General features: G+C 64.0%; 24 protein-coding genes. 7 read left to right on the top strand and 17 right to left on the bottom strand.

The genetic code is table 11. The features are described from left to right. Positions 1-116 precede the first annotated feature (116 nt). Positions 117-1,199 (bottom strand): Ldh family oxidoreductase, encoded by a 1,083-nt coding sequence (locus tag FSY45_RS17440; RefSeq protein WP_223305613.1) that lies wholly within the window; start codon positions 1,197-1,199, stop codon positions 117-119. Between the two features lie 246 nt (positions 1,200-1,445). On the opposite strand from FSY45_RS17440, the gene FSY45_RS17435 reads away from it, so the two are divergent. Next, complete coding sequence (locus tag FSY45_RS17435) at positions 1,446-3,032, top strand: aldehyde dehydrogenase (NADP(+)) (protein WP_046460465.1); 1,587 nt, start codon at positions 1,446-1,448, stop codon at positions 3,030-3,032. Between the two features lie 84 nt (positions 3,033-3,116). Here the strand turns inward: FSY45_RS17435 and corA are convergent, their stop codons facing one another. The 4 genes from corA to tsaB form a co-directional block, all read right to left on the bottom strand. Then, positions 3,117-4,103, bottom strand: coding sequence for a magnesium/cobalt transporter CorA (gene corA, locus FSY45_RS17430; RefSeq protein WP_004340359.1), 987 nt, complete (start codon positions 4,101-4,103; stop codon positions 3,117-3,119). 212 nt (positions 4,104-4,315) lie between these two features. After that, positions 4,316-5,221, bottom strand: coding sequence for a uracil-DNA glycosylase family protein (locus FSY45_RS17425; protein ID WP_046460466.1), 906 nt, complete (start codon positions 5,219-5,221; stop codon positions 4,316-4,318). Then, the gene (gene rimI / locus FSY45_RS17420; RefSeq protein WP_046460467.1) at positions 5,212-5,724 is read right to left on the bottom strand and encodes a ribosomal protein S18-alanine N-acetyltransferase; all 513 of its coding nucleotides are present in this window, start codon (positions 5,722-5,724) and stop codon (positions 5,212-5,214) included. Before rimI ends, FSY45_RS17425 begins: the two co-directional genes overlap by 10 nt. Positions 5,725-5,731: 7 nt before the next feature. Beyond that, the gene (tsaB, locus tag FSY45_RS17415; protein WP_046460468.1) at positions 5,732-6,448 is read right to left on the bottom strand and encodes a tRNA (adenosine(37)-N6)-threonylcarbamoyltransferase complex dimerization subunit type 1 TsaB; all 717 of its coding nucleotides are present in this window, start codon (positions 6,446-6,448) and stop codon (positions 5,732-5,734) included. 163 nt (positions 6,449-6,611) lie between these two features. Here tsaB and dacB point away from each other — a divergent pair, with 163 nt between their 5' ends. The 3 genes from dacB to FSY45_RS17400 all read left to right on the top strand — a co-directional run bounded on the left by dacB (position 6,612) and on the right by FSY45_RS17400 (position 10,180). After that, a complete protein-coding gene (gene dacB / locus FSY45_RS17410; protein ID WP_046460469.1) occupies positions 6,612-8,060 on the top strand; it encodes a D-alanyl-D-alanine carboxypeptidase/D-alanyl-D-alanine-endopeptidase in 1,449 nt (482 codons plus the stop codon). Positions 8,061-8,297: 237 nt separating this feature from the next. Next, positions 8,298-9,473 carry an SGNH/GDSL hydrolase family protein gene (locus FSY45_RS17405; RefSeq protein ID WP_046460470.1) on the top strand — a complete coding sequence of 392 codons (1,176 nt, stop codon included), beginning with the start codon at positions 8,298-8,300 and terminating at the stop codon, positions 9,471-9,473. Between the two features lie 35 nt (positions 9,474-9,508). Next, positions 9,509-10,180 carry an OmpW family protein gene (locus FSY45_RS17400; RefSeq protein WP_046460471.1) on the top strand — a complete coding sequence of 224 codons (672 nt, stop codon included), beginning with the start codon at positions 9,509-9,511 and terminating at the stop codon, positions 10,178-10,180. A 57-nt stretch (positions 10,181-10,237) separates the two neighbouring features. On the opposite strand, the gene FSY45_RS17395 is transcribed toward FSY45_RS17400, so the two are convergent. From FSY45_RS17395 to FSY45_RS17350, 10 genes are all read right to left on the bottom strand, one after another. Beyond that, on the bottom strand, positions 10,238-11,404 hold the full coding sequence (locus tag FSY45_RS17395) for an acyl-CoA dehydrogenase family protein (protein ID WP_046460472.1): 1,167 nt from the start codon (positions 11,402-11,404) through the stop codon (positions 10,238-10,240). Between the two features lie 36 nt (positions 11,405-11,440). Next, positions 11,441-12,322 carry a hypothetical protein gene (locus tag FSY45_RS17390; RefSeq protein WP_004340373.1) on the bottom strand — a complete coding sequence of 294 codons (882 nt, stop codon included), beginning with the start codon at positions 12,320-12,322 and terminating at the stop codon, positions 11,441-11,443. Further along, on the bottom strand, positions 12,315-13,148 hold the full coding sequence (locus FSY45_RS17385; protein ID WP_046460473.1) for an ABC transporter permease: 834 nt from the start codon (positions 13,146-13,148) through the stop codon (positions 12,315-12,317). Before FSY45_RS17385 ends, FSY45_RS17390 begins: the two co-directional genes overlap by 8 nt. Then, the gene (locus tag FSY45_RS17380) at positions 13,145-14,038 is read right to left on the bottom strand and encodes an ABC transporter ATP-binding protein (RefSeq protein WP_046460474.1); all 894 of its coding nucleotides are present in this window, start codon (positions 14,036-14,038) and stop codon (positions 13,145-13,147) included. The genes FSY45_RS17385 and FSY45_RS17380 overlap by 4 nt, the downstream gene beginning before the upstream one ends. Beyond that, the gene (locus FSY45_RS17375; protein WP_046460475.1) at positions 14,035-15,051 is read right to left on the bottom strand and encodes an ABC transporter substrate-binding protein; all 1,017 of its coding nucleotides are present in this window, start codon (positions 15,049-15,051) and stop codon (positions 14,035-14,037) included. Before FSY45_RS17375 ends, FSY45_RS17380 begins: the two co-directional genes overlap by 4 nt. A gap of 110 nt (positions 15,052-15,161) precedes the next feature. Next, positions 15,162-16,160: an L-threonylcarbamoyladenylate synthase gene (locus tag FSY45_RS17370; RefSeq protein ID WP_046460476.1), complete on the bottom strand. Its 999-nt coding sequence runs from the start codon at positions 16,158-16,160 to the stop codon at positions 15,162-15,164. A gap of 191 nt (positions 16,161-16,351) precedes the next feature. Next, positions 16,352-17,524: a 5-(carboxyamino)imidazole ribonucleotide synthase gene (locus FSY45_RS17365; RefSeq protein WP_046460477.1), complete on the bottom strand. Its 1,173-nt coding sequence runs from the start codon at positions 17,522-17,524 to the stop codon at positions 16,352-16,354. Continuing rightward, the gene (gene purE, locus FSY45_RS17360; RefSeq protein WP_003072555.1) at positions 17,521-18,015 is read right to left on the bottom strand and encodes a 5-(carboxyamino)imidazole ribonucleotide mutase; all 495 of its coding nucleotides are present in this window, start codon (positions 18,013-18,015) and stop codon (positions 17,521-17,523) included. The genes FSY45_RS17365 and purE overlap by 4 nt, the downstream gene beginning before the upstream one ends. 100 nt (positions 18,016-18,115) lie before the next feature. Beyond that, positions 18,116-19,528: a hypothetical protein gene (locus tag FSY45_RS17355; RefSeq protein WP_046460478.1), complete on the bottom strand. Its 1,413-nt coding sequence runs from the start codon at positions 19,526-19,528 to the stop codon at positions 18,116-18,118. Continuing rightward, the gene (locus FSY45_RS17350) at positions 19,525-20,502 is read right to left on the bottom strand and encodes an ABC transporter ATP-binding protein (protein WP_004340397.1); all 978 of its coding nucleotides are present in this window, start codon (positions 20,500-20,502) and stop codon (positions 19,525-19,527) included. The genes FSY45_RS17355 and FSY45_RS17350 overlap by 4 nt, the downstream gene beginning before the upstream one ends. Before the next feature lie 319 nt (positions 20,503-20,821). On the opposite strand from FSY45_RS17350, the gene trxA reads away from it, so the two are divergent. From trxA to FSY45_RS17335, 3 genes are all read left to right on the top strand, one after another. Then, positions 20,822-21,772, top strand: a complete 951-nt coding sequence (trxA, locus tag FSY45_RS17345) for a thioredoxin (protein WP_004340400.1) — start codon at positions 20,822-20,824, stop codon at positions 21,770-21,772. 183 nt (positions 21,773-21,955) lie between these two features. Further along, positions 21,956-23,008, top strand: a complete 1,053-nt coding sequence (locus tag FSY45_RS17340; protein ID WP_046460479.1) for a nuclease-related domain-containing protein — start codon at positions 21,956-21,958, stop codon at positions 23,006-23,008. A gap of 52 nt (positions 23,009-23,060) precedes the next feature. Continuing rightward, the gene (locus tag FSY45_RS17335; protein WP_046460509.1) at positions 23,061-23,549 is read left to right on the top strand and encodes an META domain-containing protein; all 489 of its coding nucleotides are present in this window, start codon (positions 23,061-23,063) and stop codon (positions 23,547-23,549) included. Positions 23,550-23,552: 3 nt separating this feature from the next. Here the strand turns inward: FSY45_RS17335 and FSY45_RS17330 are convergent, their stop codons facing one another. Further along, a complete protein-coding gene (locus FSY45_RS17330) occupies positions 23,553-23,906 on the bottom strand; it encodes a ribbon-helix-helix domain-containing protein (protein ID WP_046460480.1) in 354 nt (117 codons plus the stop codon). Positions 23,907-24,026: 120 nt separating this feature from the next. Then, positions 24,027-24,608 carry a DJ-1/PfpI family protein gene (locus FSY45_RS17325; RefSeq protein WP_003060496.1) on the bottom strand — a complete coding sequence of 194 codons (582 nt, stop codon included), beginning with the start codon at positions 24,606-24,608 and terminating at the stop codon, positions 24,027-24,029. Positions 24,609-24,659 lie beyond the last annotated feature (51 nt).

Below are 24,659 nucleotides of genomic sequence, written 5' to 3'. Positions count from 1 at the left end.
TATTGATCCGATATTTAGAATACATCATGGGCTTGGCGCTTGGTGCAGCCTGTGACAAAACTCTTCATCTGGATCCTTCCTCCTCAGCAGAGGCATGCGAGCATGTTCTCATGAGCCTAGTTCAACAGCTGCTGGATGTCACGCAGCAAGGGCTCGGGGATCTGCACATATCCATTGGCTAGACTGCGGCCTCTTGCAGTAAAGCGGCGTTGGGAAGGCAGGCGCGCCCCTTGGCCGGTAATACTCTCGAACAGCTTTTCAGCACGTTGACGCTCTTCGATGAAATTGCCCGGGCTGAAAAATTGGGGATCAAATGCGATAACGATTTCGCCATGACACGGGGTTGCACCGGCACCATCGTCGATGCGCAGGGACTCAGCACTGGTCATGTCGCCAATCAATGGCCCGGCCAGCAGCTCGATCATGGTCGACAGGGCCGAACCTTTGTAGCCGCCAAAAGTCAGCATGGCGCCTTGTTGGAGTACGGTTGTGGCATCGGTACTTGGGGCGCCTTCGGCGTCGACCCCCCAGCCTTCGGGCAGTGCGCGACCGCTTCTTTGGTAGAGCTCAATTTCACCGCGGGCCACTTCGCTGGTCGCAAAGTCAAAAATGTAGGGGTGAGCACCGACCCTGGGCCAACCAAAGGCGATCGGGTTGGTTCCGAAAACAGGTCGGCTTCCGCCCGCAGGGGCCACCCAGGAATGGCTGGGAGTCATGGCTAGGGCCGCAACGCCATGCTCGACCAAGGCTTCGATTTCGGGCCACAGGGCTGAGAAGTGATAGCAGTTGTTGATGGCCAAGGCTGCGATCCCGGTTGTCCGGACCTTCTCGAGCAGTACTTTGCTGCCCACCTCGAAAGCGAGTTGTGAGAAGCCGCGCTGTGCATCGACGGCGACGACGCCAGGTCCGCGGTCGCTGATGATGGGTATGGCATCGCGCACGACAGCGCCATGCTGAAGCGTGCGAGCGCACGATAGAACCCGGTGCATGCCATGCGAATGGCACTCGTCGCGCTCTCCCGCTGTGATCACGCGCGCAATGGCTTGCGCATGTTCAGCAGACAGGCCGAGGTGAGTAAATACGCGATAGGCCAGGTTGTGCACCTCATCCAGCGTCAGTGCAGTGTGGCCTGGTTTCGATGCGGTTGTTTGAGCACTTTGGCCAGGGTGGTTCAGGTCGATGTTTGGCATGAGTTCCATGGCGTGCTCCTGTGCTTGGTTATGGACTGCTTGTTGACGTGCCCTGGTTGCGCTGAATGGCAAAGAAGCCTGTCAAGATTGGTGGAAAATTTTCCAAGGATAATTTAAATATATTAACAAGATACTTTATGATTTTCAAAGGCGCTCATATTCCTGACGAGATCGTGCGTTATCCAGGCGTTGCTTGCACTTCCTGGTCGGCTGGAGCTCTGCCATTCCGATCCATAAACACATTAGGAGACAAAGATGCAAATTACTGGCGAAATGCTTATCGGCGCGAGTTCGGTGCGCGGTACAGAAAGACAGCAGCAAGCGTTCGATCCCCGCATGGATCAATTCATCGCAACGCCCACGTTCGGTATGGGAGGGCAGGCCGAAGTGGACCGGGCTGCCCAGTTGGCGGCGCAGGCATTTGATCCCTACCGTCAGCTGTCGCTTGCCAAGCGTGCAGAATTTCTGGAGCTGATTGCCGACAACATCATGGCTTTGGGCGATGCCCTGATCGAGCGCGCCATGGCCGAAAGCGGCCTGCCGCTGGTGCGCCTGCAAGGCGAGCGTGGGCGCACGGTTGGACAGTTGCGGCTGTTTGCCAAGGTGGTGCGCGATGGCCGTTTTATGAGCCCCGCCATCGACCACGCACAGCCCGAGCGCACGCCGCTGCCACGTGCCGACCTGCGCCTGGCCAAGATGGCACTGGGCCCGGTGGCGGTGTTCGGTGCGAGCAATTTCCCGCTGGCGTTCTCGGTGGCAGGGGGCGATACGGCGTCGGCCTTGGCTGCAGGTGCCCCTGTGGTCGTCAAGGCCCACAGCGCCCATCTAGGCACTTCCGAAATGGTGGGTCGAGCGATTCAGAAAGCGGTCAGAGATTTGGGGTTGCCCGAAGGGGTGTTTTCCCTGCTGATGGGCGCCGGGCGCAAGCTGGGTGAAGCATTGGTAGCACATCCTGCCATCAAGGCCGTTGGCTTTACCGGATCGCGCCAGGGAGGGCTTGCGTTGATGCGCATCGCCAACGCACGCCCGGAACCCATTCCCGTCTACGCGGAGATGAGCAGCATCAACCCGGTGTTTCTGATGCCGGCCGCCCTGGCCGCGCGTGCAGAGTCGATAGGGCGCGGTTTTGCCGATTCGCTGACGATGGGGGCGGGGCAGTTCTGCACCAATCCTGGGATGGTGGTGGTCATTGGTGACCGCAATGTGCAGCGCTTCATCGATGCCGCAAGCCAGGCGCTTGCCACCAAGCCGGCCCAGACCATGCTGACGCCGGGCATTCACCAGGCCTTTGATGCCGGCGTTGCCAAGGTTGGTGGTGCGGAAGGTGTGGAGAAAGTTGCACAGGGGCAGCCTGCGGATGGACTGCACAATGCTGCGCAGGCCGCGCTGTATGTGACGGATGTGCAGCGCCTGTTGTCATCGCCTGTGCTGCAGGAGGAGATGTTTGGCCCGGCCTCTATTGTCATTCGGGCCAAAAACTTCGATGAGGTTCTCCAACTGGCTGAGCAACTGGAGGGCCAACTGACAGTGACGCTGCAGATCGATCCCGCAGACTATGCCGACGCGCAGCGCCTCATCCCCGTGCTGGAGCGCAAGGCGGGGCGCATCTTGGCCAATGGTTTTCCGACCGGAGTCGAGGTATGCCACGCCATGGTGCATGGAGGTCCTTTCCCATCCACGTCCAACGCTATGTTCACTTCTGTGGGCGCCAGCGCCATTGACCGCTTCCTACGCCCGGTGTGTTATCAGGATTTGCCGGATGTGCTGCTCCCAGCGGCTGTACAGCAAGCGAACCCACAGGGACTTGCCCGAGTGATCAATGGCGATCTAGAGGCGCGTTGACTAGTGGCAAGCGCGCTCTGCTGTTTCAAGGAGAGGGCGCTTGCCTGTGTCGATGTGTGAGCGACCAGCTGTGCCGGGCATGTGTTATTTCAACCAGCCGCGTTTGCGAAAGTACAGCATGGGGCCGACGGCGCTCAGAATCATCAGGGCGACCACGTAGCCGTAGCCGAATTCCCACTCCAGCTCGGGCATGAACCTGAAGTTCATGCCGTAGACGCTGGCAATCAGCGTGGGAGGCAGCAGAGCCACGCTGGCCACCGAGAAGATCTTGATGATCTTGTTCTGATTGATGTTGATGAAGCCGACCGTGGCGTCCATCAGGAAGTTGATCTTGTCGAACAGAAAGGCCGTGTGACTGTCCAGCGACTCGATGTCGCGCAGAATCTGGCGTGCCTCCTCGAACTGCTCGGCGTTGAGCATCTTGGAGCGCATCAGAAAGCTCACGGCGCGGCGCGTGTCCATGACGTTGCGGCGGATGCGGCCGTTCAAGTCTTCCTGGCGGGCAATGGCACCCAGCACTTCCTTGGCCATCTCGTCGGTCACATCGCCGGACAGCACCATCTTGCTGGCTTTTTCCAGGTCGTCGTAAATGCGCTCCAGCGTGTCGGCAGAGTACTCGGCATCGGCGTCAAACAGCTTGAGCAGAACGTCCTTGGCATCGTCGATCAAGCCGGGCGCACGGCGCGCTCGCATGCGCAGCAGGCGAAAGACAGGCACATCCTCGTCGTGGATGGAGAACAGCACGCCATGGCTGCGCAGCGCTGCGTTGTGCTGGTTGACGATGAAGGCCACGCGCACCGAGCGGGGGTCTTCATCGTCGTCGATCAGAAAGTCGCTGCGGATATGCAGCTCGCCGTTGTCTTCTTCGTAAAAACGCGCCGATTCCTCGATGTCGTCGTCCATCGCATCCTCAGGGATGGACAGCTCATAGTGCTGCTTGATCCAGCGCTTTTCTTCGAGGGTTGGCGACTCCAGATCGACCCAGACGGGGCGAAAGCGTTCCAGGTCTGCCAGGGACTCGATTTCTTCCTGAACGAGTCGACCATTGGCTAGCGTAAAGATGTTGAGCATCAGCTCACTCCCGGTTGTTCTTGAGGTTCTGCAGGGATCAGGGCGCTTTCAACCCCCACAGTCTGTACCGGGAGCTGAAAGCTACCAACTAGGGTAGGTTTCCACGGATGTCTTTCAGTAATTCGAAGCCAGTGATTATGCTACGTTGCACTGCAGCATGTCGCGTGCGGCATAGTTGGGCAAGTGGGTAAGCGGGGCTTGTCGCCCGCCTGTCACAGCCCCTTGGTAAACGCGTCGGCCTGCACCAGATCGGCCCAGGCACCGGCCTTGGCCTGCGGCGCACGCAGCAGATAGTTGGGGTCGTAGGTCACCACTGTGGGCACGCCCGCAATGTGGTGCGGCTCGGCCCGCAGCCGGCCCAGCGCGTCATGTCGGCCCAGCACGGCGCGTGCACTGGCCAGGCCCAGAACCAGCACGCAGTCGGGGCGCAGCTCGCGCAGCAGAGCCTCCAGGGCGGGTTGCAGCGCCTGGGCATGGCTGAGGTCGGCATCGGGTGGCGCGCGGTGCAGGGCGGCGCTGAAGACACGCGGCTTTTCCTGCAGTCCGAGGGCACGCAGCATATTGTCCAGCAGCTTGGCGGCATCACCCTGCAGCGCCGTCTGGGCGCTGTCGGCGGCAGGCCTTTGCGCCGGGCTCAGCAGAGGCGGGTTGGCGGCAGGCTCCAGCAGGATCAGCCAGCCGCCTTGCTCGGCGCTGTGCACATGCTGCGGCGCATGGGGGTAGACCAGCTGGGCAGGACTGATGGTCCAGCCCAGGCCTGGCTCGCCGGCCGGGCCTGCGGCGGGTTGCTGCACAAACTGACGAGGCTCGTGCGCCCGGTGACCGGACAGATTCTGGGGCGGTGGGCTGGCTGGCCTGGCGGTCTGGGCGGGCGGTTGAACCGGTGCCGGCGCTGCCTCGGCCGCAGGTGCAGCGGCCTGAGCCATTGGCGGGCTTACGGGGGCGGGCGGCGCCGTGCGCATCGCCGGTGCCGCGACGGACTCCGCGACCGGTGATGGTGCGGCGGCGACTGCAGCGACAGCAGCAGTTGCTGCTGGTTCCACGGGGTCGGGCAGCCAGACGGTGATGCCCATGGCTTCCAGCATGGCCCGCTGGCGGGCATCCAGGTTCAGGGCCATAGTTTCAGACTCATGAGCACCGCATGTTCGCGCGGGCCGTTGGGGTTGGGATAGTAGTTCTTGCGCAGGCCGACTTCGGCAAAGCCGTGCCTGAGGTAGACCTCGCGGGCGCGGGCATTGCTTTCGCGCACTTCCAGCCAGATCCATTGGGCATTCTGCTGCCGTGACCATAGAGCCAGCGCATCGAGCAGCACGCGAGCCCAGCCCTGGCGCTGGCAGGCCGGGTTGACGGTGATATTGAGCAGATGCACCTCGTCCAGCGCCTGCATGGCGACAAAGTAGCCCAGCAACTGATGATCGGCATCGACCAGCAGCTGTATCTGGTAGCCGGCCACCATGGCATCCTGGAAGTTGCCGCGCGTCCAGGGATGGGCATAGGCCTGCTCCTCGATCGGGAGCAGGGTGTCCAGCCAGAGCGCGGACAGCGGCTCGAAATGCACCAGGGATGCCGCGTCCTGGGCGCTGGCGTCGGCGGCGAGTGTGGAGCTGCTGGGCAAGGTCATTGGGCGCTTATCGGGAGGCGATGCCGGTTGCATCGGGTGTGAGGGCTGCGGCGGCCTTTTCGGCTTCGCGCTCGGCCGTGGTTTTTGCCACTTTATCGCGGATATAGCGCGGCAGCGCCTCTTCGGCCGGTACCGCGCAGCCTTTTGCCAACAGTGCCGGTGCCAGGCGCAGCATGGCCGTGGCTGTGGGCATGGCGTGCACATGGCGGGCCTTGGGCGCCAGCAGTTCGGGGTAGACGGGCTGGGCATTGCCCGCCACGGCATGGCCGGCTGCAGCCTGCAAAGCCTCGGGGGCGCAGAGGCCGAAGTCCTCGGGCTCGATCCACTGGCCGTCCACATAGCGGAAGGGGGCGTGATAGACCTCGTGCATGCGCGCGTCGAGCACGGCCTCGACCTCGGTGCAGCCATGCAGATGACGGGCCTCTTCGGCCACTGTGAGCAGCGAGTCCACGGGCAGCACGGGAAACTTGGCGGCAAACGCCAGACCCTGGGTGATGGCGCAGGCCGTGCGCAGGCCCGTGAAGGAGCCGGGGCCGCGCCCGAAGGCAATGGCGTCCAGCTGCGCGAAACTCAGCCCCGCATCCTTCATGAGCTGGCGTATCGCCGGCAGCAACTGGGCCGACGACTGCTGCGCGCCAGGCCCGCTGTGCTGCCAGATGGCATCGCCACGCTGGACGGCAACAAACAGGGTATCGGTACTGGTGTCGATGGCGAGAAGATTCATGTTCGGCGGGGCGTCAGCCGCAGGCGGGCTGGAGCGCAATACGGGCTGCACTGGGCTGCAACAGACGGCAGCATAGCCCTGCATTATCGGACGCCCGCCGCCAGCTTGCCGCGGGCGCTGCCAATGCCCGGCATGGGCGAAGCCCGGCGTAGACTCTGGCCCCATGCTGCAGACCCCCTTCTTTCTTCGCAAGACCCTGAGCGCGCTGGGCGCATCGTTGCTGGCGCTGCTGGCCCAGCCCACGCTGGCGCAGTCTCCGCCTGCCGACACCCGCATTCCCGCCGCCGTGGACGCGGCGCTGCAACGCGCCAAGATTCCGCGCGACGCCGTATCGCTGCTGGTGATGAATGTGGATGGAAAATCGCCACCGAGCCTGGCCTGGCGCACGCACCAGGCCATGAATCCTGCCTCGGTCATGAAGCTGGTCACCACCTATGCGGCGCTAGACCAACTGGGCCCGGCCTATGTCTGGCGCACGCCCGTCTATCTGGGCGGTCCGGTGGTCGATGGCGCCTTGCGCGGCAATCTCTACATCCAGGGTCAGGGCGACCCCAAGCTGGTGCTGGAACGCCTGTGGCTGATGCTGCGCCGCCTGCAAGGCATGGGCATCAAGGTCATCGTGGGCGATATCGTGCTGGACCGCAGCGCCTTTCAGCTGCCCACGCATGATGCGGCGGTATTCGACAACGAGCCCTGGCGGCCCTATAACGCCTCGCCCGATGCGCTGCTGATCAACTACAAGGCCGTGGCGCTGAATATTGCTCCTGATGCAGGAGCGGGTATCGCTCGTATTCAATACGATCCACCGATGTTTGGTATGGAAAACCAGCAGATAGTTGCGCTGGCTGCTCCTACTTCTGATTGCGGCGATTGGCGCAGCAAGATGCAACTGGACATGAACAATCCGCAGCGCATCGCCTTCAATGGCAGCTATCCGGCAAGCTGCGGCGACAAGAGCTGGTCCATCGCACCGGCGCAGCCCGAGCGCTTTGCAGCCAAGGCCATAGAAGGCATGTGGCGTGAGCTGGGCGGCAAGCTCACCGGCGCCGTGCGCGACGGCAGCGTGCCCCAGGGCCTGCAGCCGGCCTTCCAGCTGGAGTCTCCGGCACTGTCCGAAGTGGTGCGCGACATCAACAAATACAGCAACAACATCATGGCCCAGCATGTGCTGCTCACGCTGGGCATGCAGCGCACCGGCGTGGCCAGCTTCGACTCCGCCAGGCAGTCGCTGGCGCAGTGGTGGGCCGCGCGCTGGGGCAATGCAGAGCAGCCCGTGGTGGACAACGGCGCAGGCCTGAGCCGCAATGCCAGCATCACGGCCAGCGGCCTTGGGCAGATGCTGCAGAACGCCTGGGTCTCGCCCGTGATGCCCGAGTTCGTCTCCTCCATGCCCATTGTCGGCGTGGACGGCACGCTGCGGCGCAGCAAGAGCCGGTTTGCGGGCGCCGCCCACCTCAAGACCGGCAGCTTGCGCGACTCGGCCGCGTTGGCCGGCTATGTTGACGGTGCCAGCGGCCAGCGCTATGTGCTGGTGGCCATGGCCAACCATGCCAATGCGGCCGCGGCACGCACGGCCTGGGATGCACTGGTGGACTGGACGGCGGCCCAGTAGCCGCCCGGGGCGGCGCTCCATCACCGCTACATCGCCGCCCTTTGCCCGCCTCGACAAACCGGACCCTGGTCCGGTTTTTTTGTTGGGTGACAGGCTGATGACCCGCTTATTGGGCGTTGGATTTTTGTCCGACCATCGGTAATTGCCCGATAACAACGCGGGGATGAGTGTCGCTAGGATGACGCTGAGGAAAAAAGCACGACCGTGCGATTCACAACACCTCAGGAGAACTTCATCTTGGCAAGCAAACTCAAACTCTTGGCGGCTGCAATGGCAACGGTGGGCCTGTTGGCGGCCTGCGGTGGCGGAGGCGGCGCCGATACCACTCCCAAGGCCAAGGTCACCTCGGTCAAGGTCATGGGCGACAGCCTCTCGGACAGCGGCACTTTTGGCTTCAAGTTCACGGTACAAGGCTCGGCGCCCACCGGCGCTGGCTCGACCATGATCTGGCCCGAGCGCATTGCCGACCAGTTCAGCCAGAGCTTGTGCGCACACTTTCGTGCCGGTGACGAAAATCTCACGACCTATCAGGAAGTCGCCACCTGTACCAACTATGCAGTGGGTGGTGGCCGCGTGAATCCGCTGGATGCGCCGACATCGCCCAAGTCGGTACTGGTTCAGATCCAGGCCGCATCCAAGGCAGGCTTCAGTAGCAATGATCTCGTCGTCATCGATGGCGGCGCCAACGACGCCGCCGACGTGATCGGGGCGCTGATTGCCGCGGCCAAGGGCAATTCGCAGCCGCTGAACGCCATTGTGGCCTGGCTGGACTCCAAGGCTCCGGGTACGTCCACGGCCCTGATGACCCAGGCCGGAGGCGATGCCTCCAAGTTCGCCGGCCTGGCGGCGGGTGCCTATCTGCAGACCCTGGCCAAGACTCTGGCCGGCTCCATTGCGCAGAATGTGGTCGCCAAGGGCGCCACGCGTGTGGCCGTGCTGAATGTTCCCGCCATCACCAAGACACCGCGCTTCCAGATGGTCCTGGCCAGCATTGCCCAGGCCGCAGGCGGCGGGGATCAGGGGGCTGCTGCGGCCGCCAAGCAGGAAGCGTCATTCGATGCCCTGGTACAGGTCTTCAACAACCAGCTGGCTGCCAGTCTGGCAGGCCAGTCCCAGGTGGTCCTGGTCGATTTCTACACCGAGTTCAAGAGCCAGATCAGCAACCCGGCACAGTACGACTTCGACAACGTGAAGGACCCGGTCTGCCCGATCACTGGCGTGGACGAAAGCGGCCTGCCCAGCTACACCTTCCCCACCTGCACGGCAGCGGCCTTGAGTGCCACACCCGGCAAATCCAGCCCTGACTGGTGGCAGCACCATGTCTTTGCCGACAGTTTCCACCCCACGCCTTACGGCCATCAGCAAATGAGCCAGCTGGTTTCCCGCTCTCTGGCCCAGAAGGGCTGGTTGTAAATCCGTCCGCACCTCAATAACAAGGAGACAAAACCATGAAAATTTCTGTGCGGATCATTGCAGCCGCTGCTGCGCTGGCGGCCTGCGGTCTGGCCAGCGCCCAATCGACCGGAAGCTGGATGGCGCGTGTCGGCGTGACCCATCTGTCGCCCGATGTGAGCAGCGGCAATCTGTCGGCGCCATCCTTTCCCAACACCAAGGTCGACGCCGGCAGCAATACCCAGCTGGGCGGCGGCATCACCTATATGGTGACCGACAATCTGGCGCTGGACGTGCCTCTGGCCACGCCCTTCAAGCATGATCTGTCGGGAGCCGGCTCGATTGCCGGCGTGGGCAAGCTGGGCAGCACCAAGGCGATACCGGCGACGCTGATGCTGCAGTACCGCTTCAACGAGGCCAAGGCCGCGTTCCGCCCCTATCTGGGCGTCGGTGTGACCTATGCTCATTTCTATGGCGAAAAGACCACGGCTACGCTCAACGGCCTGACAGGGGGCACCCAGGCGAATCCGACCACCGCCGAGCTCGACGACAAGTTCGGTGCGCTGGCGCAGCTGGGCTTTGTCTACAACTTCAACGAGCGCTGGTTTGTGGATGCCTCCTACTCCAAGAGCTTTCTGAAGACCAAGATCCACCTGTCTTCGGGCCAGAGCATCAGCGTCAGGCTCAATCCCGATGTGTTCTCCGTGGGCATAGGCTACCGCTTCTGAGGCGGCGCGGCCTACACGAAAAATCCGGGCAGGTCCCGGATTTTTTTGGCTGCGGCTTCAGTTGTAGTGCTGGGCCGAGGGCTCCTCGCCATGCACGGCCCAGCGGCCCAGGGCCTGGAGCTTGTAGTCCAGCGGATCGTGCAGGGTATGGGTGCGCACATTGCGCCAGAAACGGTCGAAGCCGAGATCGGCATGGGTGCCGCGCGAGCCCACCACATCGAACATTTCCTGGGTGGCGAACAGGGTGCAGCGATGCGCCATGACCTTGGCTTCGAAGACGGCGATGGCCACCTCGGCACGTTGCGCCGCGCTCAGCGACTGGCCGTGCTCCCAAGCTTTTTGCAGCAGCTCTGCGCCGTGATCGGCCATCAGGGCGGCTCCCGAAATCTGGGCCTGCATTTCGCCCATGCGGCGTAGCAGATAGGGATCGTCGGTGGCGCGCTCCACCGCCGAGCCCAGCCAGGGCCGGCCATGTTCGCGCGCATAGTCGCGTGCCTGCCGGCGCGCGCCCTGGGCCACGCCGACAAACAGATTCACCAGCACCAGCTGCGCCAGGCAATTGCGCAGCGTATGAAAGGCCGTGACCTCGGCGTTCTCGTCGCGCATGACGGCGCTGGCGGGAAGCTGGACGCGATTGAACTGAACCGAGCCGCTGTCGGTCTGGCGCTGGCCCATGGGGTTCCAGTCATCCTTGACGGCAATGCCGGGCGAGGCGGTTTCAAGCAGGCCCAGAACCGGCTGCGCATGGCCTGCCACACTGGCCGATACCGTCAGGTAGTGAGAGCCGCGCGTGCCCGAGCAAAAGCCTTTCAGGCCGTCGAGCACATAGCCGCCGGCGAGCTCCGAGCTGCGGGGCAGGGCCTGCAGACGCGTGTCGCGCGGGTTCAGCGCATTGCCCCACCAGCCGTTCTCGTCGATGGTGCGGCGCAGCCAGAGGCGCTGCTGCTGGCGCGAGCCATAGATCAGCACGGTGGCGACCTGGAGCTGGTGAAACGCCAGCACATGGGCCAGGGCGCTGTCGACGGCGGCCAGGGCGCGCACATGGCGGTAGATGTCGGGCCAGCTCAGCGCATCGCCGCCATGCTCGCGCGGAATCGCCAGGCGCAGCAGGCCGGCATCGCGCAGCAAGGCTTTTTCCGCTGCCGCATGGCCGCCCTGGCGGTCGCGCGCGACGGCGGTTTTTTCCAGGGTGCCAAGTACATCGTTGAAGTGGCTGGAGAACATGGTCAAGAAGGTGAAGAGCGGAAAAGAGGCGGAAGGTCAGTGGCAGATGGCTCCGTCTTCCAGTAAGGAAGCTTCCAGAGCAATCGTGCTGACGCGGTTGTCCTGCGCGCGTTGTTGCAGACCGCTGCGCTGCCATTGCTGGACGGCGTGCTGCAGCCAGCGGGTGGACTGTGCATCGGCCTTGGTCAGACGGATATGGGCCTGATCCGTGGAGCGAAAGCGGTTGCCAAGACGCTCGTAGAAGCGCCAGTTGTCCTGTTGCAGCAGGCGCGTGATGACCTCGGGCGACTCGGCCAGAACATGGCATTTGCCGGCCAGGAAATCGCTGACTGCATGAATGCTGGAGGGCGCGAAAAGAGGCTCTAGGCCCTGGGCCTGCAAGGTGCTGGCAGAGGCCTGACCCGTGGCGACGCAGGCCGTGGGTCTGGGGGCGGCCTTCCGCGCCACATGCGGCAGCCAGGAGCTCCAGTGACCGGGGGCATGGCGGCTCCAGAGGGAGGCCTGCTGCTTGAGCACCAGCAGTTGCAGGCTTTGCGGCATATAGCTGCCGCCGGTCTGCCGATCGGCAGCGGCCGGGTCGTCTTGCGGCGCCATGCCTTCAAGCACCAGGTCGGCATCGCTTGCGGGGGTGATTTTGATGCTGGTGCCCAGTTGCCGGCCCAGCCAGTCCGCCAGGGCCTGGTCGTAGACATCGGGCTCTGGCGGCAAGGCTTCGCCGGGCAGGGCAGGGCGTGCATAGCTGCGCAGGGCCACATGGAGCACGCCATTGCGCTGCGCCTGCAGCAGCACCGGGCCTGCCGCCTCCGTGCCGCCGAGCTGCGGCAGGGCGGGCCAGAGCACGCCAGCGCCGGCGGCAGCGGCCGCCAGCGCGGTGCCGGCAATCGCCAGGCGGCGCCAGGATTGCGTGGCGCTACTCATGAAATTCCAGTCCGCTGCGCCAGCGCGTCAGGCACTTTTCCAGCAAGGCCAGCCCATAGTTGAACGCCAGGCCCAGAACGGCCAGCAGCACGATGCCGGCGTACATGCTGGGGATCTGGAAGGTCTCCTGAGAGTTCAGCGTGAGAAAGCCCAGGCCGGCATGCGAGCCGATCATCTCGGCTGCGACCAGCGCGGTGATCGAATAGGCGCCCGCCAGCCGGATGCCGGTGAAGATGGACGGTGCGGCCGCCGGCAGTATGACCTTGAAGAAGATGAAGCCGCGCGAGGCCCCCATGGACAGCGCCGAATGAATCAGCAGCTTCTCTACCTGCTTGACGCCGCTGATGGTGTTGAGCAGCACCGGCCAGAAGGCCGCCCAGAAGATGATGGCGATCTTGGACGCCTCGCCGATGCCGAAGAACAGCAGAAAGACCGGAAACAAGGCCAGGGCCGAAACCTGACGGAACAGCTGCAGCAAGGGGTCGACAAAGGCCTCGAAGCGGCGTACCACGCCCATCAGCAGGCCCAGTGCCACGCCTGCCAGTATGGCCAGAATCAGCCCTGCCAAGGAGCGCTGCAGGCTGGCCGCCACATGCTTGCCTAGCTGACCGGTCTGCGCCAGCTCGACGATGGCCGCCAGAACCGCGGATGGCGGGCTGAGAAAGGCCGAATTGACCAGTCCCGCGCGCGGCAGGAATTCCCAGATGGCAAAGAACAGCAGCACGCAGGCCGAGCGCTCCAGCCATTGGAGCCCGAGTTGCCGGGAGGAATGCAGCGACACCGGCTTGGCGGGGCGCCGGGATGGGGATGCGGCCAGTTGGCTCATATGGCAAATCCTCGCAAGGCCAGGCTGAAATCAGGGGCAGTGGGCAGCAGCGGTGCCAGCGGTTGCTGGCGGTGGCCGCTGGCAAAGGCGACTTCGTCGCGCAGCACATCCCAGGCCTGTTCGCGCAGCTGCACAAAGGCCGGGGCGTGGCGTATCTCGGCTGGACGCGGGCGCGGCAGCGCTATGTCCAGAACGGATTTGATGCGACCGGGTCGGTGCGTCATGACGGCGATGCGGTCCGACAGATAGATGGCTTCATCGAGGCTGTGGGTGATGAAGACGATGGTGGTCTTGTGCTGCTCCCAGATGCGCAGCAGCTCGGACTGCAGGATTTCGCGTGTCTGGGCATCCAGGGCGGCAAACGGTTCGTCCATCAGCAGCAGGCTGGGCGAATAGGCCAGGGAGCGGGCGATGGCCACGCGCTGACGCATCCCGCCCGAGAGTTCGTGCGGGTAGCGCTGGCCGAAGCCGGCCAGCCCCACCAGGTGCAGAAACTGCTCGGCAGTCTCCCGGCGCTCGCGTTTGGGAATCTTGCGGATCTCCAGCCCGACCTCGATGTTCTGAAGCACGGTGCGCCACGGAAACAGCGCATAGCCCTGGAACACCACGCCCTGCTCGCGGTTGATGCCGCTGGCCGGCTGGCCGTCGATGCTGATGCTGCCGCCGGTCTTGCGCGCCAGCCCGGCCAGCACATTGAGAAACGTGGACTTGCCGCAGCCCGAGGGCCCGAGGAGGGTGAAGAACTCGCCTTCACGGATATCGAGATTGAAGTCCTGCAGGGCGGCGATCTGCTGCTTGCGGCCGCGCTCGTCGGCAATCGCGAAATCCATGCGCACATCGCGTGCGCGGATCTTGATGGCGGAGCCAGAGTCGTCGAGGGGCGTGCTCATGTCGCAGCTCCCTTGGCAAAGGGGTTGAACTCGTTGGTGTACACGTCCTTGACGGCCACCTTGCCCGGCTGCAGCTTGCCTTCGCGCTCCAGCACGTCGATGTAGTACTGGATGGGCGGCTCGGTGATGATCTGGTCGTCCACATAGGCATAGCGCTCCACATGCTTGAGCTCCATGCCGAGACGCTCGGCCGTGTAGCGGCGCGCTTCGTCGGTGTTGGCGTTGACCCAGTTGCCGGCCTTGGCGATGGCGGTGACCACATCGCGCACGGCCTGCGGGTTCTCGCGCGCAAACTTGCCGTTGACGCTATAGGGCGCCATGCCGCCCAGGCCGCGGTCCAGGTCGTAGTCGGTCCACAGGCGCTGCAGCTCGGGGTTGGCTTCGGCACCGCCGGAATGGGGCGGGTGGATGATGGCCAGATCCACATTGCGGCCGATCACGGCCTGCTCGCCCTGGTTGTCGGGAACGACCAGGAAGTTGATCTTGTTGACGTCGGCGCCGTGCTCGCGGAAATAGGTCTTGGAGACAAACTCGGCGCAGGCGCCGAAGCTGTTGAAGCCTATGGTCTTGCCTTCCAGATCCTTGGGCGTGCGAATGCCCGAATCCTTGCGCACGAAGTACTTCATATGCGGTGCCTCCTGCAGCGTCTTGCTGCCGGCGGCAATCACCTTCATGTCGGCCCCGGCCGCAATGGCCGAAATCACCAGCGGCACCATGCGCGAGCCGAAATGGATGTCGCCCGTGCCGACCAGCGGAATGATCTGAGGGGCGGCAATCTTGCCCACGTAGTTGGGGCGGGTGGAGGTCCCGTCGAAGTAGCCCAGTCTGTCGGCCAGATAGATCAGGTCGAAAGAGGGGTTGTCGGGATAGTTGAAGGGAACGACCTTGCCATTTTGTGCCGTGCGGGTGGTTTCGCTGCTGGCCTGGTTGTCGGAGCGCGAGCAAGCCGCCAAGCCCAGGGATGCAGCACTGATGGACAGAAGCTTGCCAAGCGCGTCGCGACGGGTTCCCATGGTTCTAACCTTTGAAGTTGCTGTTGAAGCAAATAAGGTTAGAGAAGGTGTCTAATAAAGAAAACGAATAAAAATTTGTATCTTTACTTAAAAATCAGCTAAGAGACCGCTCAGCCCGCAGCCGCCGCACGTTGCAGGCGGTCGCGCACGCCTTCCCAGTCGGCGGTGTCGGGAGGGGTTTCGATCCAGATCAGCTTGGCGCCCCAGTCATCGAAATTGCGCAGCATGCCAAACAGCTCACGGGCCACGTCGCGCGGCTCGTCGGACATGCGGCGCAGCAGCAGCTGGGCCGTTGTGACATTGAGGGGGCTGCGGTGATAGATGGCAATATTCCTGCCATCCTTGCCCAGGATGTCCAGCGCCGATTGCAGCTGCCCGGCATCCATGAGCCGCACCTTGGCGTTGGGCGCGTAGTGCGCCAAAAGCGTTCCCGATGCACGTGGGGTATCCGCAGTCAGCTCTTCTTTCGAGAGCGGTCGCAGGCCGCAGGCACGCTCGATATCGTCACGCGTGATGGCGCCGGGACGCAGCAGCACGGGCACGCCCCGCGTGCAGTCGACGATGGTCGATTCAATGCCCACTTCGCAGGCGCCGCCATCGAGCACCAGCAGTTCTTCGCCAAACTCGGAGGCCACATGCTCGGCCGTGGTGGGGCTGACGCGGCCGAACTTGTTGGCGCTGGGGGCCGAGACGCCCCAGACCGGCGGATCGAGCTGCTGGCAGGCCTGCAGCACTGCATGGGCCACGGGGTGGGACGGGCAGCGCAGACCCACGCTGTCCTGACCGCCGGTCGATGCCTTGGCGGCATGCGGCAGGCGCGGCAGGATCAGGGTCAGCGGGCCGGGCCAGAACGTATCGATCAGTTGCTGGGCAAAGACCGGGACTTCCTTGGCATAGCGGGTGATGGCGGCGGCATCGGCCACATGCACGATCAGCGGATGGTTGGCCGGGCGCCCCTTGGCGGCAAAGATCTGCGCCACGGCGGCATCGTTGTCGCTGTCTGCGGCCAGACCGTACACCGTCTCGGTGGGCAGACCCAGCAGCCGGCCTTGCTGCAGCGCAACCGCAGCGGCTTGCACCGAGGCTTCCAGCGTTCCATCCAAGATCATTTCAATTCCTCTTTCATGCACTGCGCCGCCGTATGTGCGGTGCTTTTGCGCTTGCAGAGCATCAGCGAAGGACGCCGAGCAAGGGCCGCCCCGCAGCGAGGGCGTCGTCCCCCTCCCGCGTAGCGAGAGAGGGGCGCCCGGCTAGGGGGAAGCGGCGGGGCCGACTAGGCAAAGCCGCTCAGGGGGTGTTATCAGAACGCTTCAATGCCGAGGATTTCAGCGGCCTTCAAAGCGGTTTCACGCGCTTTTTCGGGGCTTGCCGCGGTGATGTTCAAGTGGCCCATCTTGCGGGCCGGCTTGGCATCGACCTTGCCGTACAGATGCAGGTGGGCACCGGGCAGGGCCAGGATCTGATCCCAGGCCGGAGCCTTGGCGGTTTCGCCGTCCTTGAACCACAGATCGCCCAGCAGGTTGAGCATGACGGTGGCGCTGTGCTGGCGCGGCTGCACCAGGGGCAGATTGGTCATGCAGCGCACTTGCAGCTCGAACTGCGACACATCCATCGCGTTCTGGCTGTAGTGGCCACTGTTGTGCGGGCGCGGAGCGATCTCGTTGACCACCAGCTGGCCGTTGTCCAGCACAAAGAATTCCACGCAGAGCACGCCCACGTAATCGAGGCCGATAGCTACGGATTTCGCAGCTGCAATCGCTTGCTCTGCCTGCGCTGCAGGCACGTTGCCTTCGTAGACCTCGGTCACGGCCAGAATGCCGTCGCGGTGCAGATTGCGCTGCACGGGCAGGTTGACGATGTCGCCATTGCGGCCGCGTGCCACGATGACCGAGCATTCGTGCGCCAGCGGCAGCATTTTTTCGAGCACGCAGGCCACCTGCTTGAGCTCGTCCCAGGCCTTGATTAGCTCGTCGCGGGTCTTGACGCGGATCTGACCCTTGCCGTCATAGCCCATGCGCGCGGTCTTGAGGATGCCGGGCAGCAGCGCGTCGTTGACGGCTGCCAGCTGCTCGGCCGTCTCGATCACGGCATAGGGGGCGCAGGGCACGCCGCATTTCACGAAGTGGGCTTTTTCGGCTGCGCGGTCCTGGGCGATCGCCACGGCCGAACCGGCGGGCGATACGGGCAGGCTCTCGGCCAGCTTGTTCAGCGAGCCGGCGGGCACGTTTTCGAATTCGGTGGTCACGGCCGCGCAGAGTCCGGCCAGCTCGGCCAGGCCCTTGGCATCTTCGTAGCCGGTGCGCACATGCTGGTGGCTGACCAGACCGGCGGGGCTGGTCTCGTCCTTGTCCAGCACTGCGGTGAAATAGCCCATGGCCTGAGCGGCATGGGCAAACATGCGGCCCAGCTGGCCGCCGCCCAGTACGCCGAGGGTCGCACCCGGCAGTATCACTTGCGTGTCGCGGGCGCTCATGCGTTCACCGGCAGGGTCATGTTGCGGGCCGCTTCGGTCTGCTCGGCGCGGAAGGCCTCGAGCTTTTTGCGCAGCTCGGCATCCTCGTTGGCCAGCAGGGCCACGGCAAACAGGGCCGCATTGGCAGCACCGGCATTGCCGATGGCAAAGGTGGCCACGGGCACGCCCTTGGGCATCTGCACGATGGAATGCAGCGAATCCACACCCTGCAGGTGACGGCTGGCCACGGGCACGCCGAGCACGGGCACGGTGGTCTTGGCGGCAATCATGCCGGGCAGGTGGGCAGCACCGCCGGCGCCGGCGATGATGGCCTTGAGGCCACGGTCGGCTGCGGCTTCGGCAAAGCGGAACATGTCGTCCGGCATGCGGTGGGCCGATACGACCTGCGCTTCAAAAGCGATACCGAATTGCTGGAGGATGGCAACTGCGTGTTGCATGGTGTCCCAGTCGCTGCTGGAACCCATGACCACGCCAACTTGGATGGGGTTCATGTTCTTCAGGGCGCTGCCGCCCGGCCTAGTGGAACCCCTGATTTTACGGTTTCGTCGCATTGCCGGCCGACTGTGGGGCATAGCCGTCCGGGCAAAGCAACTATGACTCCCGGATATGGGTCGCCGCGTTATCGCGTGCAAAGCCCAGCACGCGGTCCCTGAAGACATGAATGACCCAGGCCAGCGTGACCAGGATCTGCAGGCTCAGAGAAGCCCAGGGCACATAGCTGAGCCAGGCGCCGGCTTGCTCTATGCCGTCCGGCGAGCTCATCCACATGGCCACCACGGGCTGAACAAACATGGCACCTGTATAGCCGCCCATGCCATAGGCCAGCAGCGGCGCGGCGATGTTGAGGATCAGCCAGGCGATGACAAACGAGGCCAGGGGGGACTTGAGCCTGCCCGCCAGCAGGGCGAAGCCGGTCAGCAACAGGCAGTCGCGCAGCAGATGCAGACACAGATAGAAGGTAAAGCTGTTGAGCTTGCCGCTGATGGCCGCCTCAAGTGACTGGGGGGCGAACAGCAGCAGCAAGGCCATGGCAAAGCCCAGCAGCAGGCTGACCGGCCACAGCGGCAGTGCCTCCAGCGCCTCGCGCCAGCGCTGGCGCGAGGCCGACCATTGAACCTGACGCCAGGCGCGCAGATGCTGGTCCATATGCTGCAGGGCGACATAGGCGGTGCCGATCAGCGCGATCCAGGCGGTGCTGCTGAAAAATTCGGCAATGCCCAGATTGAGCGAGCCGGCTGCGAAAAATCCAGTCAGTGCCAGGCCCAGAGGCCAGGCCCAGGGTAGGGTGCGTACATCGAGTCGGGTGCAAAGCTGGCGCCACAGGGCCAGCAGCCCCAGGCCCAGCACCAGCACACCGGCCAGATAGGCCAGGCCCAGGCCGCCCACATTCAGGCCCCACCAGAAGACCGGCTCGGCGTCGATGTCCACCATGCCCTTGTAGACATGGTCGATAAAGGGGCCGGGGGCGAAGAACAGGATCAGCAGAGGCAGCAGTGCCGCTCGCCGGCGATTGATAGGCCTGTCCCTCAGTCCCCAGCTCATGAGCACGGAATTCATGGCCCAGGTCTGCAGGCCCAGGCCCCAGATCACGGCCAGGCCAATCGTGTGTTGCAACTTCAGGGGCTCCAGCGCCCAGAAATGGGTCACACCCGCCACGGCCAGCGCAAACCACAGCACGTAGAGCCAGGCCGGCAAGGTGGCGCCCAGCAGCTTGCCCCAGGCCATCTGCCAGGGCGTGAGCACGGACAGACGTTGCCAGTCCCAGGTGTTCTGGCTGGCTTCCTCGGCCAGGCTGCGCCCGGCCAGCACGCTGCCATAGATGATGGCAGCCAGGTACAGGCCGGCAATGGCCGTCATGCTCAGCGTGCCGGGCAGTCCCTTGGCAGAGGACAGGGCGAAGGGCAGGGCCAGGATGAGCAGGCTCAGGCCCAGGCTCCAGGCTAGCAGCGAGGGGCGCCAGTTCAGCCAGAGCTGGCGCTGGAATTCGGGATTGCGTTGGCTCATGCTTGCTCCTGACTTTCGGTATCGCGGGCCTGGGCAGTGCGCGCATAGCGGTCTTGCAGCCGCTCGCGCACCGGGTACAGCGCGGCGACAGGAATGCCGGCCTGCACCAGCTGGGCCAGCCATTGGGCACGTGCGCTAGCGGCGGCCGGCAGCCAGAGCTGGATTGGGCGGCGGCCCGTGGTGTCGAAGTCCTGCACCGAAGTGTTCAGCAAGGCCTGACGCAGGCGTGCCTCCAGGCCTTCGCTTTGCTCCATGGCCACTTCCAGCGCATAGAGCTGGGGCTGCTGACCGACTGCGGCGGGCTGGCCCGGGTCGTGGGCGTTTTGCAGTGCCTCGTGGCTTTCGATGCGGCCGTCGCGGATGCTCAGGATATGGGTGCAGTACTCGTCCAGCTCGCTGAGGATGTGGCTGGAGACGATCAGCGTCATGCCCTGGGCCTGAAGCTGGCGAAACAGCGTGGAGAGGCTGCTGCGCGCATCGGGATCGAGGCCGCTGGCCGGTTCGTCGAGCAGCAGCACGCCGGGCTGGTGGACGATGGCCTGGCCGATCGCCACGCGCTGGCGCTGACCGCGCGAGAGCTCGGTCGGGTGGCGGTGCAGCAGCTCTGTCAGGCCCAGCTGGGCGGCCACCTGCCGTACGCGGGCATCCACGTCACCGGGTGCAACGCCCATGGACAGGGCCGAGTACTGCAGGCAGCGCATCACGCTGAGCCGGTCGTACAGACCATAGAAGTCCGAGAGATAACCCAGATGGCGGTGCACCTCGCGCGGCTGTTCCTCGACCGACAGGCCTTTGACACGGATATGGCCGGACAGCGGCTGTTCGAGGCCGGCGATGCAGCGCATCAGCGTGGATTTGCCGGCACCGTTGGGGCCGACGAGTGCCGTCACGCTGCCCGCTGCGATGGACAGACTCACGCCGTCGAGGGCGCGGTGGCCCGGATATTCAAACACCAGTTGTGAAACTTCAATCAAGTCTGCGCTCCTTGGTTCGCAAGCAATATAGCCCAGGGGTGAGCGCGGCTGCGGGGCGGTTACTCTTGAAACCGTAGCTGCTTACGCATACCGTTCATCGATTTTCGTCATAAAACACCTTGAATCGACCTTGAAACAGGCGCGGAGTGCTCCCATCTAAGTAGCAAAGACCCGACCCGCTCTGGTCTATGGCTTGCGCTCGCGCATTTGCGAGGAGAATCGCAGCATCGCGCGGTGGGCACTCTGCTGGAGTGGCCGGTTCGCAGACTTTTCAGCGCCGCTGCCCGGGTGGCAGCGCACAAGCAGCATTGGGAATCACATGATTGACGTCACCCTCGAGAATTTTGAAGCCGAAGTCGTAGCCGCCTCCATGGCCGTACCCGTGCTGGTGGACTTCTGGGCACCCTGGTGTGGTCCCTGCAAGACACTGGGCCCGGTGCTGGAAAAGCTGGAAGTCGCCTATGAGGGCCGCTTCAAGCTGGTCAAGATCGACTCCGATCAGGAGCAGCAGCTGGCCAGCATGTTCGGCATCCGCTCCATCCCCACCTGCGTGCTGATGATCGGCGGCAAGCCCGTGGACGGCTTCATGGGCGCCCAGCCCGAAGGCAAGCTGCGCGAGTTTCTGGACAAGCATCTGCCCTCCGAGGGCGAGTTGGCGGCCGAGGCCGATGCCGACGAAGCCCAGGCCCTGCTGGAGTCCGGCGACACCCAGGCGGCGCTGCAAAAGCTGGCCGATGCGCTGGCGGCCGACCCGGCCAACGACGATGCGCGCTTTGACTATGTGCGCCTGCTGATCGCCACCGGCAGCTTCGAGGAAGCTGCTGCCCTGCTGGCTGAGCCCATCAAGCGCATTCCTCAGCCGCTGCGCTTCGAAGCGCTGAACCAGTGGCTCAAGGCGCTGGAATTTGCCGTGCAGGACGACAATGCCGATGTGGCCAAGTACGACGCCGCCATCGCCGCCAACAAGCGCGACTTTGACGCCCGCTTCGGTCGTGCGCGCGCGCTGCTGGCCCACAGCCAGTGGACCGATGCCATGGACGAGTTGCTGGAAATCATCATGCGCGACAAGACCTGGAACGAGCAGGCGGCGCGCAAGCTCATCGTCGGCGTGCTGGAGCTGCTGACCCCGCCCAAGCCCAAGAAGCAGGACGCCGTGCCCGGCAAGACCAGCGGCGGCATCGAGCTGCTGGGCAAGAACAGCGCCGAGCAGGATGAGGCGACGGCCCTGGTCAACAGCTATCGCCGCAAGCTGAGCATGGCGTTGAATTGAAGGCTCCCCCTGAGGCGCCTTGCCTGGGCGGCCCCGCGCCTTCCCCCTGGCCGGGCGCCCCTCTCTCTACGCGCTTCGCGCTATGGGAGGGGGACGACAGCTTCGCTGCGCGGCGGCGCTTGCTCGCTGTCCCTTGCCTTGGGGCACGCCAGTTTTTGCTGCTTGCGTTGAATGAGACTCGCGATGGATCAGATCTTTTCAGTGGCCTTTCAGGGCCTCTTTGTTTATCTGGGACTGGCGCTGGCATTTGCGGTGCTGGCGGGACTGCTGCGCTCGCCACGCTTCAAGGGCTGGCGCGGCGAGCGGGCCGTGCAGGCAGCGATCCGCCGGCAACTCAATCCGCTGATCTATGTGGACATGCACAACGTCACCCTGCCCACGGCGGATGGTGGCAGCACGCAGATCGACCATCTGATCTTTTCGCCCTACGGCCTGTTCGTGCTGGAAACCAAGAACTACCAGGGCTGGATTTTCGGCACCGAAAAGCAGCGCGAATGGACGCAGCAGATTTTCAGAAAGCGCAGCCGCTTCCAGAACCCGCTGCGCCAGAACTACAAGCACGTCAAGACCTTGCAGTCGCTGCTGGACATTGCGCCCGAGCATCTGCACTCGGTGATCGCCTTTGTGGGGGACTGCGAGTTCAAGACCGAGATGCCGGCCCATGTCACGCGCGGCCTTGGCTTTGTCGGCCATATTCAGAGCTTTGCCGAGCCCGTGTGGAGCCCCGAGCAAATGCAGGCGCTGCTGGACAAGCTCGAAGAACTGCGGCTGCAGCCCGATCGTGCCACCGACAGGCGGCATGTGGCGCATGTCCGGCAGTTGCAGGCGGCCAGCAAGGCGCGCAAACCCAGGCAGGAGCCGGTGGCGGAAGCCGCTGCCCATCTGGTCAAGCCACCCGTGCCCGAGACCGTGGATGTTCTGCTGGAGCCTCTCATGCCGGCGCCGCCTTCGGCAGTGGTCGATAGGGATCTGTCGGCGCAGGTGTCGCCCGCCCAGCCAGCCGTTGCTGCTCCTGCCAGGTTGGCTGACACTGCGGCAGAGGCTGCAGAGCCGGTGCAGCCCGGACGGGTCGATGCTGTGCCGGTCTGCCCGCAATGCGAGTGGCCGCTGCGCAAGTTGCTGATGCAGCGCGGGCCGCTGGCGGGGCAGGCCATCTGGCGCTGTACCAATGCGGTGGCCTGCAGCTTTGTGCGCGGTGATCAGGTGCTTGCGCAAGCGTCTGAGACTCCTGAATAATGAGCTGCAAGCGCTTTGTCTGTATGCGTTGAAGGCCGCAAAGGTGTTTGTGATGACTGCTTTCTCGAAGCTGCATACCTTTCTTCGCCCGGCATTGAGCGCACTCTTGCTGTTGGGGAGCCTGGCAGTCGGCGCTGCGGATGCAGGGCCTGCAGCGTCCGAAGGCGAAGCCATGGCTGCCGTGCCGGCCCCGCTTCTCGATACCTACTGGAAACTGGTGCTGCTGGGTGACGGCCCGTATGTCAGCGCCTATGACAATCAGCCCGAGCCGCATCTGGTGCTGGAGACCGGTAGCGGCCGTTTTCATGGCGCGGGCGGCTGTAATCGCCTGCGCGGCAACTACAGCCTGGACGGGCGCTGGCTGCGTTTTTCGGCCGTGGGCGGCACCCGCATGGCCTGCGTGCAGGGCATGCGCCGGGAGCAGCTGCTGCTGGCCACTCTGGCTCAGGTCAGCAGCTATGCCGTGCAGGGGCAGAAACTGGTGCTCAGCGATGCCGAGGGGCGTGCGCTGCTACGGTTCGAGGCCGTGTATCTGCGCTGAGTCTCAGTGCGTGATTTGTGGGCTTGAGGATTTGAGTGACGAGGCATTGCCCAGCGAGCGAATCGGTATGCCTATGTCCTGTGGAATCTCGCCCGACAGCTGCAGTGCCAGATAGCGGGTGCAGCAGACGCGCAGAAAAGAGCTGAAGTTGTCCACCGCTCCGCGCTCGGCCAGCAGCTCGTCGTAGAGCTTGGTGCAGAGCTGGGGAACGGTATAGCTGTCCCGCGCGGCAATCTCTTCGAGTACCTGCCAGAACAGGTTTTCCAGCCGGATGCTGGTGGCGACTCCATGCAGCCGGATGGAGCGGGCCCGGTGGGCCCAGAGCTGCGGATCGGCGCTGATAAAGACCTGGCACATGGCGCGACTCTCCAAAACAAAAACCGGGCCATGGTGTGGCCCGGTGACTGCGGCGTCAAGAGGAGAACTCTTGAATTGATAGCTTGCTGCGCTTGATGGAAAAAGCGCTGGAGGCCGATTTCAGTGTGAAATCTTCGTGCCCAGCAGCGCGAGAAACTGTGCAATCCAGGCCGGATGGGCAGGCCAGGCCGGGGCGCTTACCAGATTGCCTTCGGTATGGGCCTGGTCGACGGGGATGTCGGCATAGCTGCCCCCGGCCAGTTCCACCTCGGCGCGGCAGGCGGGATAGGCCGAGCAGGTGCGGCCCTTGAGCACGCCGGCCCCGGCCAGCAACTGCGCGCCGTGGCAGACGGCGGCCACGGGTTTGTTGGTGTCGAAGAAGTGACGTACGGCGGCGCGCACGCTTTCATAGCCGCGCAGATACTCGGGGCCGCGGCCGCCGGGGATGACCAGGGCGTCGTACTGCTCGGGCTTTACATCGGCAAACGTGGCGTTGAGCGTGAAGTTGTGGCCGGGCTTTTCGCTATAGGTCTGTGCGCCTTCAAAGTCGTGGATGGCGGTCTTGATCTGGTCGCCGGCCTTTTTGTCGGGGCAGACCGCGTGCACCGTATGGCCCACGGCCAGCAGGGCCTGGAACGGGACCATGGTTTCATAGTCCTCGCAGTAGTCGCCGCAAATCATCAAAATCTTCTTGCCTGCCATGGTCTGTCTCCTGTTGAAGTGTCAAACCATTGTGGACAGGCAAGTGGCGCC

It is taken from the genome of Comamonas sp. Z1 (genome assembly GCF_008121555.1).
Taxonomy (GTDB): Bacteria; Pseudomonadota; Gammaproteobacteria; order Burkholderiales; family Burkholderiaceae_C; genus Comamonas; species Comamonas thiooxydans.
The sequence above is the reverse complement of the archived record's forward strand: the minus strand, read 5'-3'. Positions and strand labels throughout refer to the sequence as shown.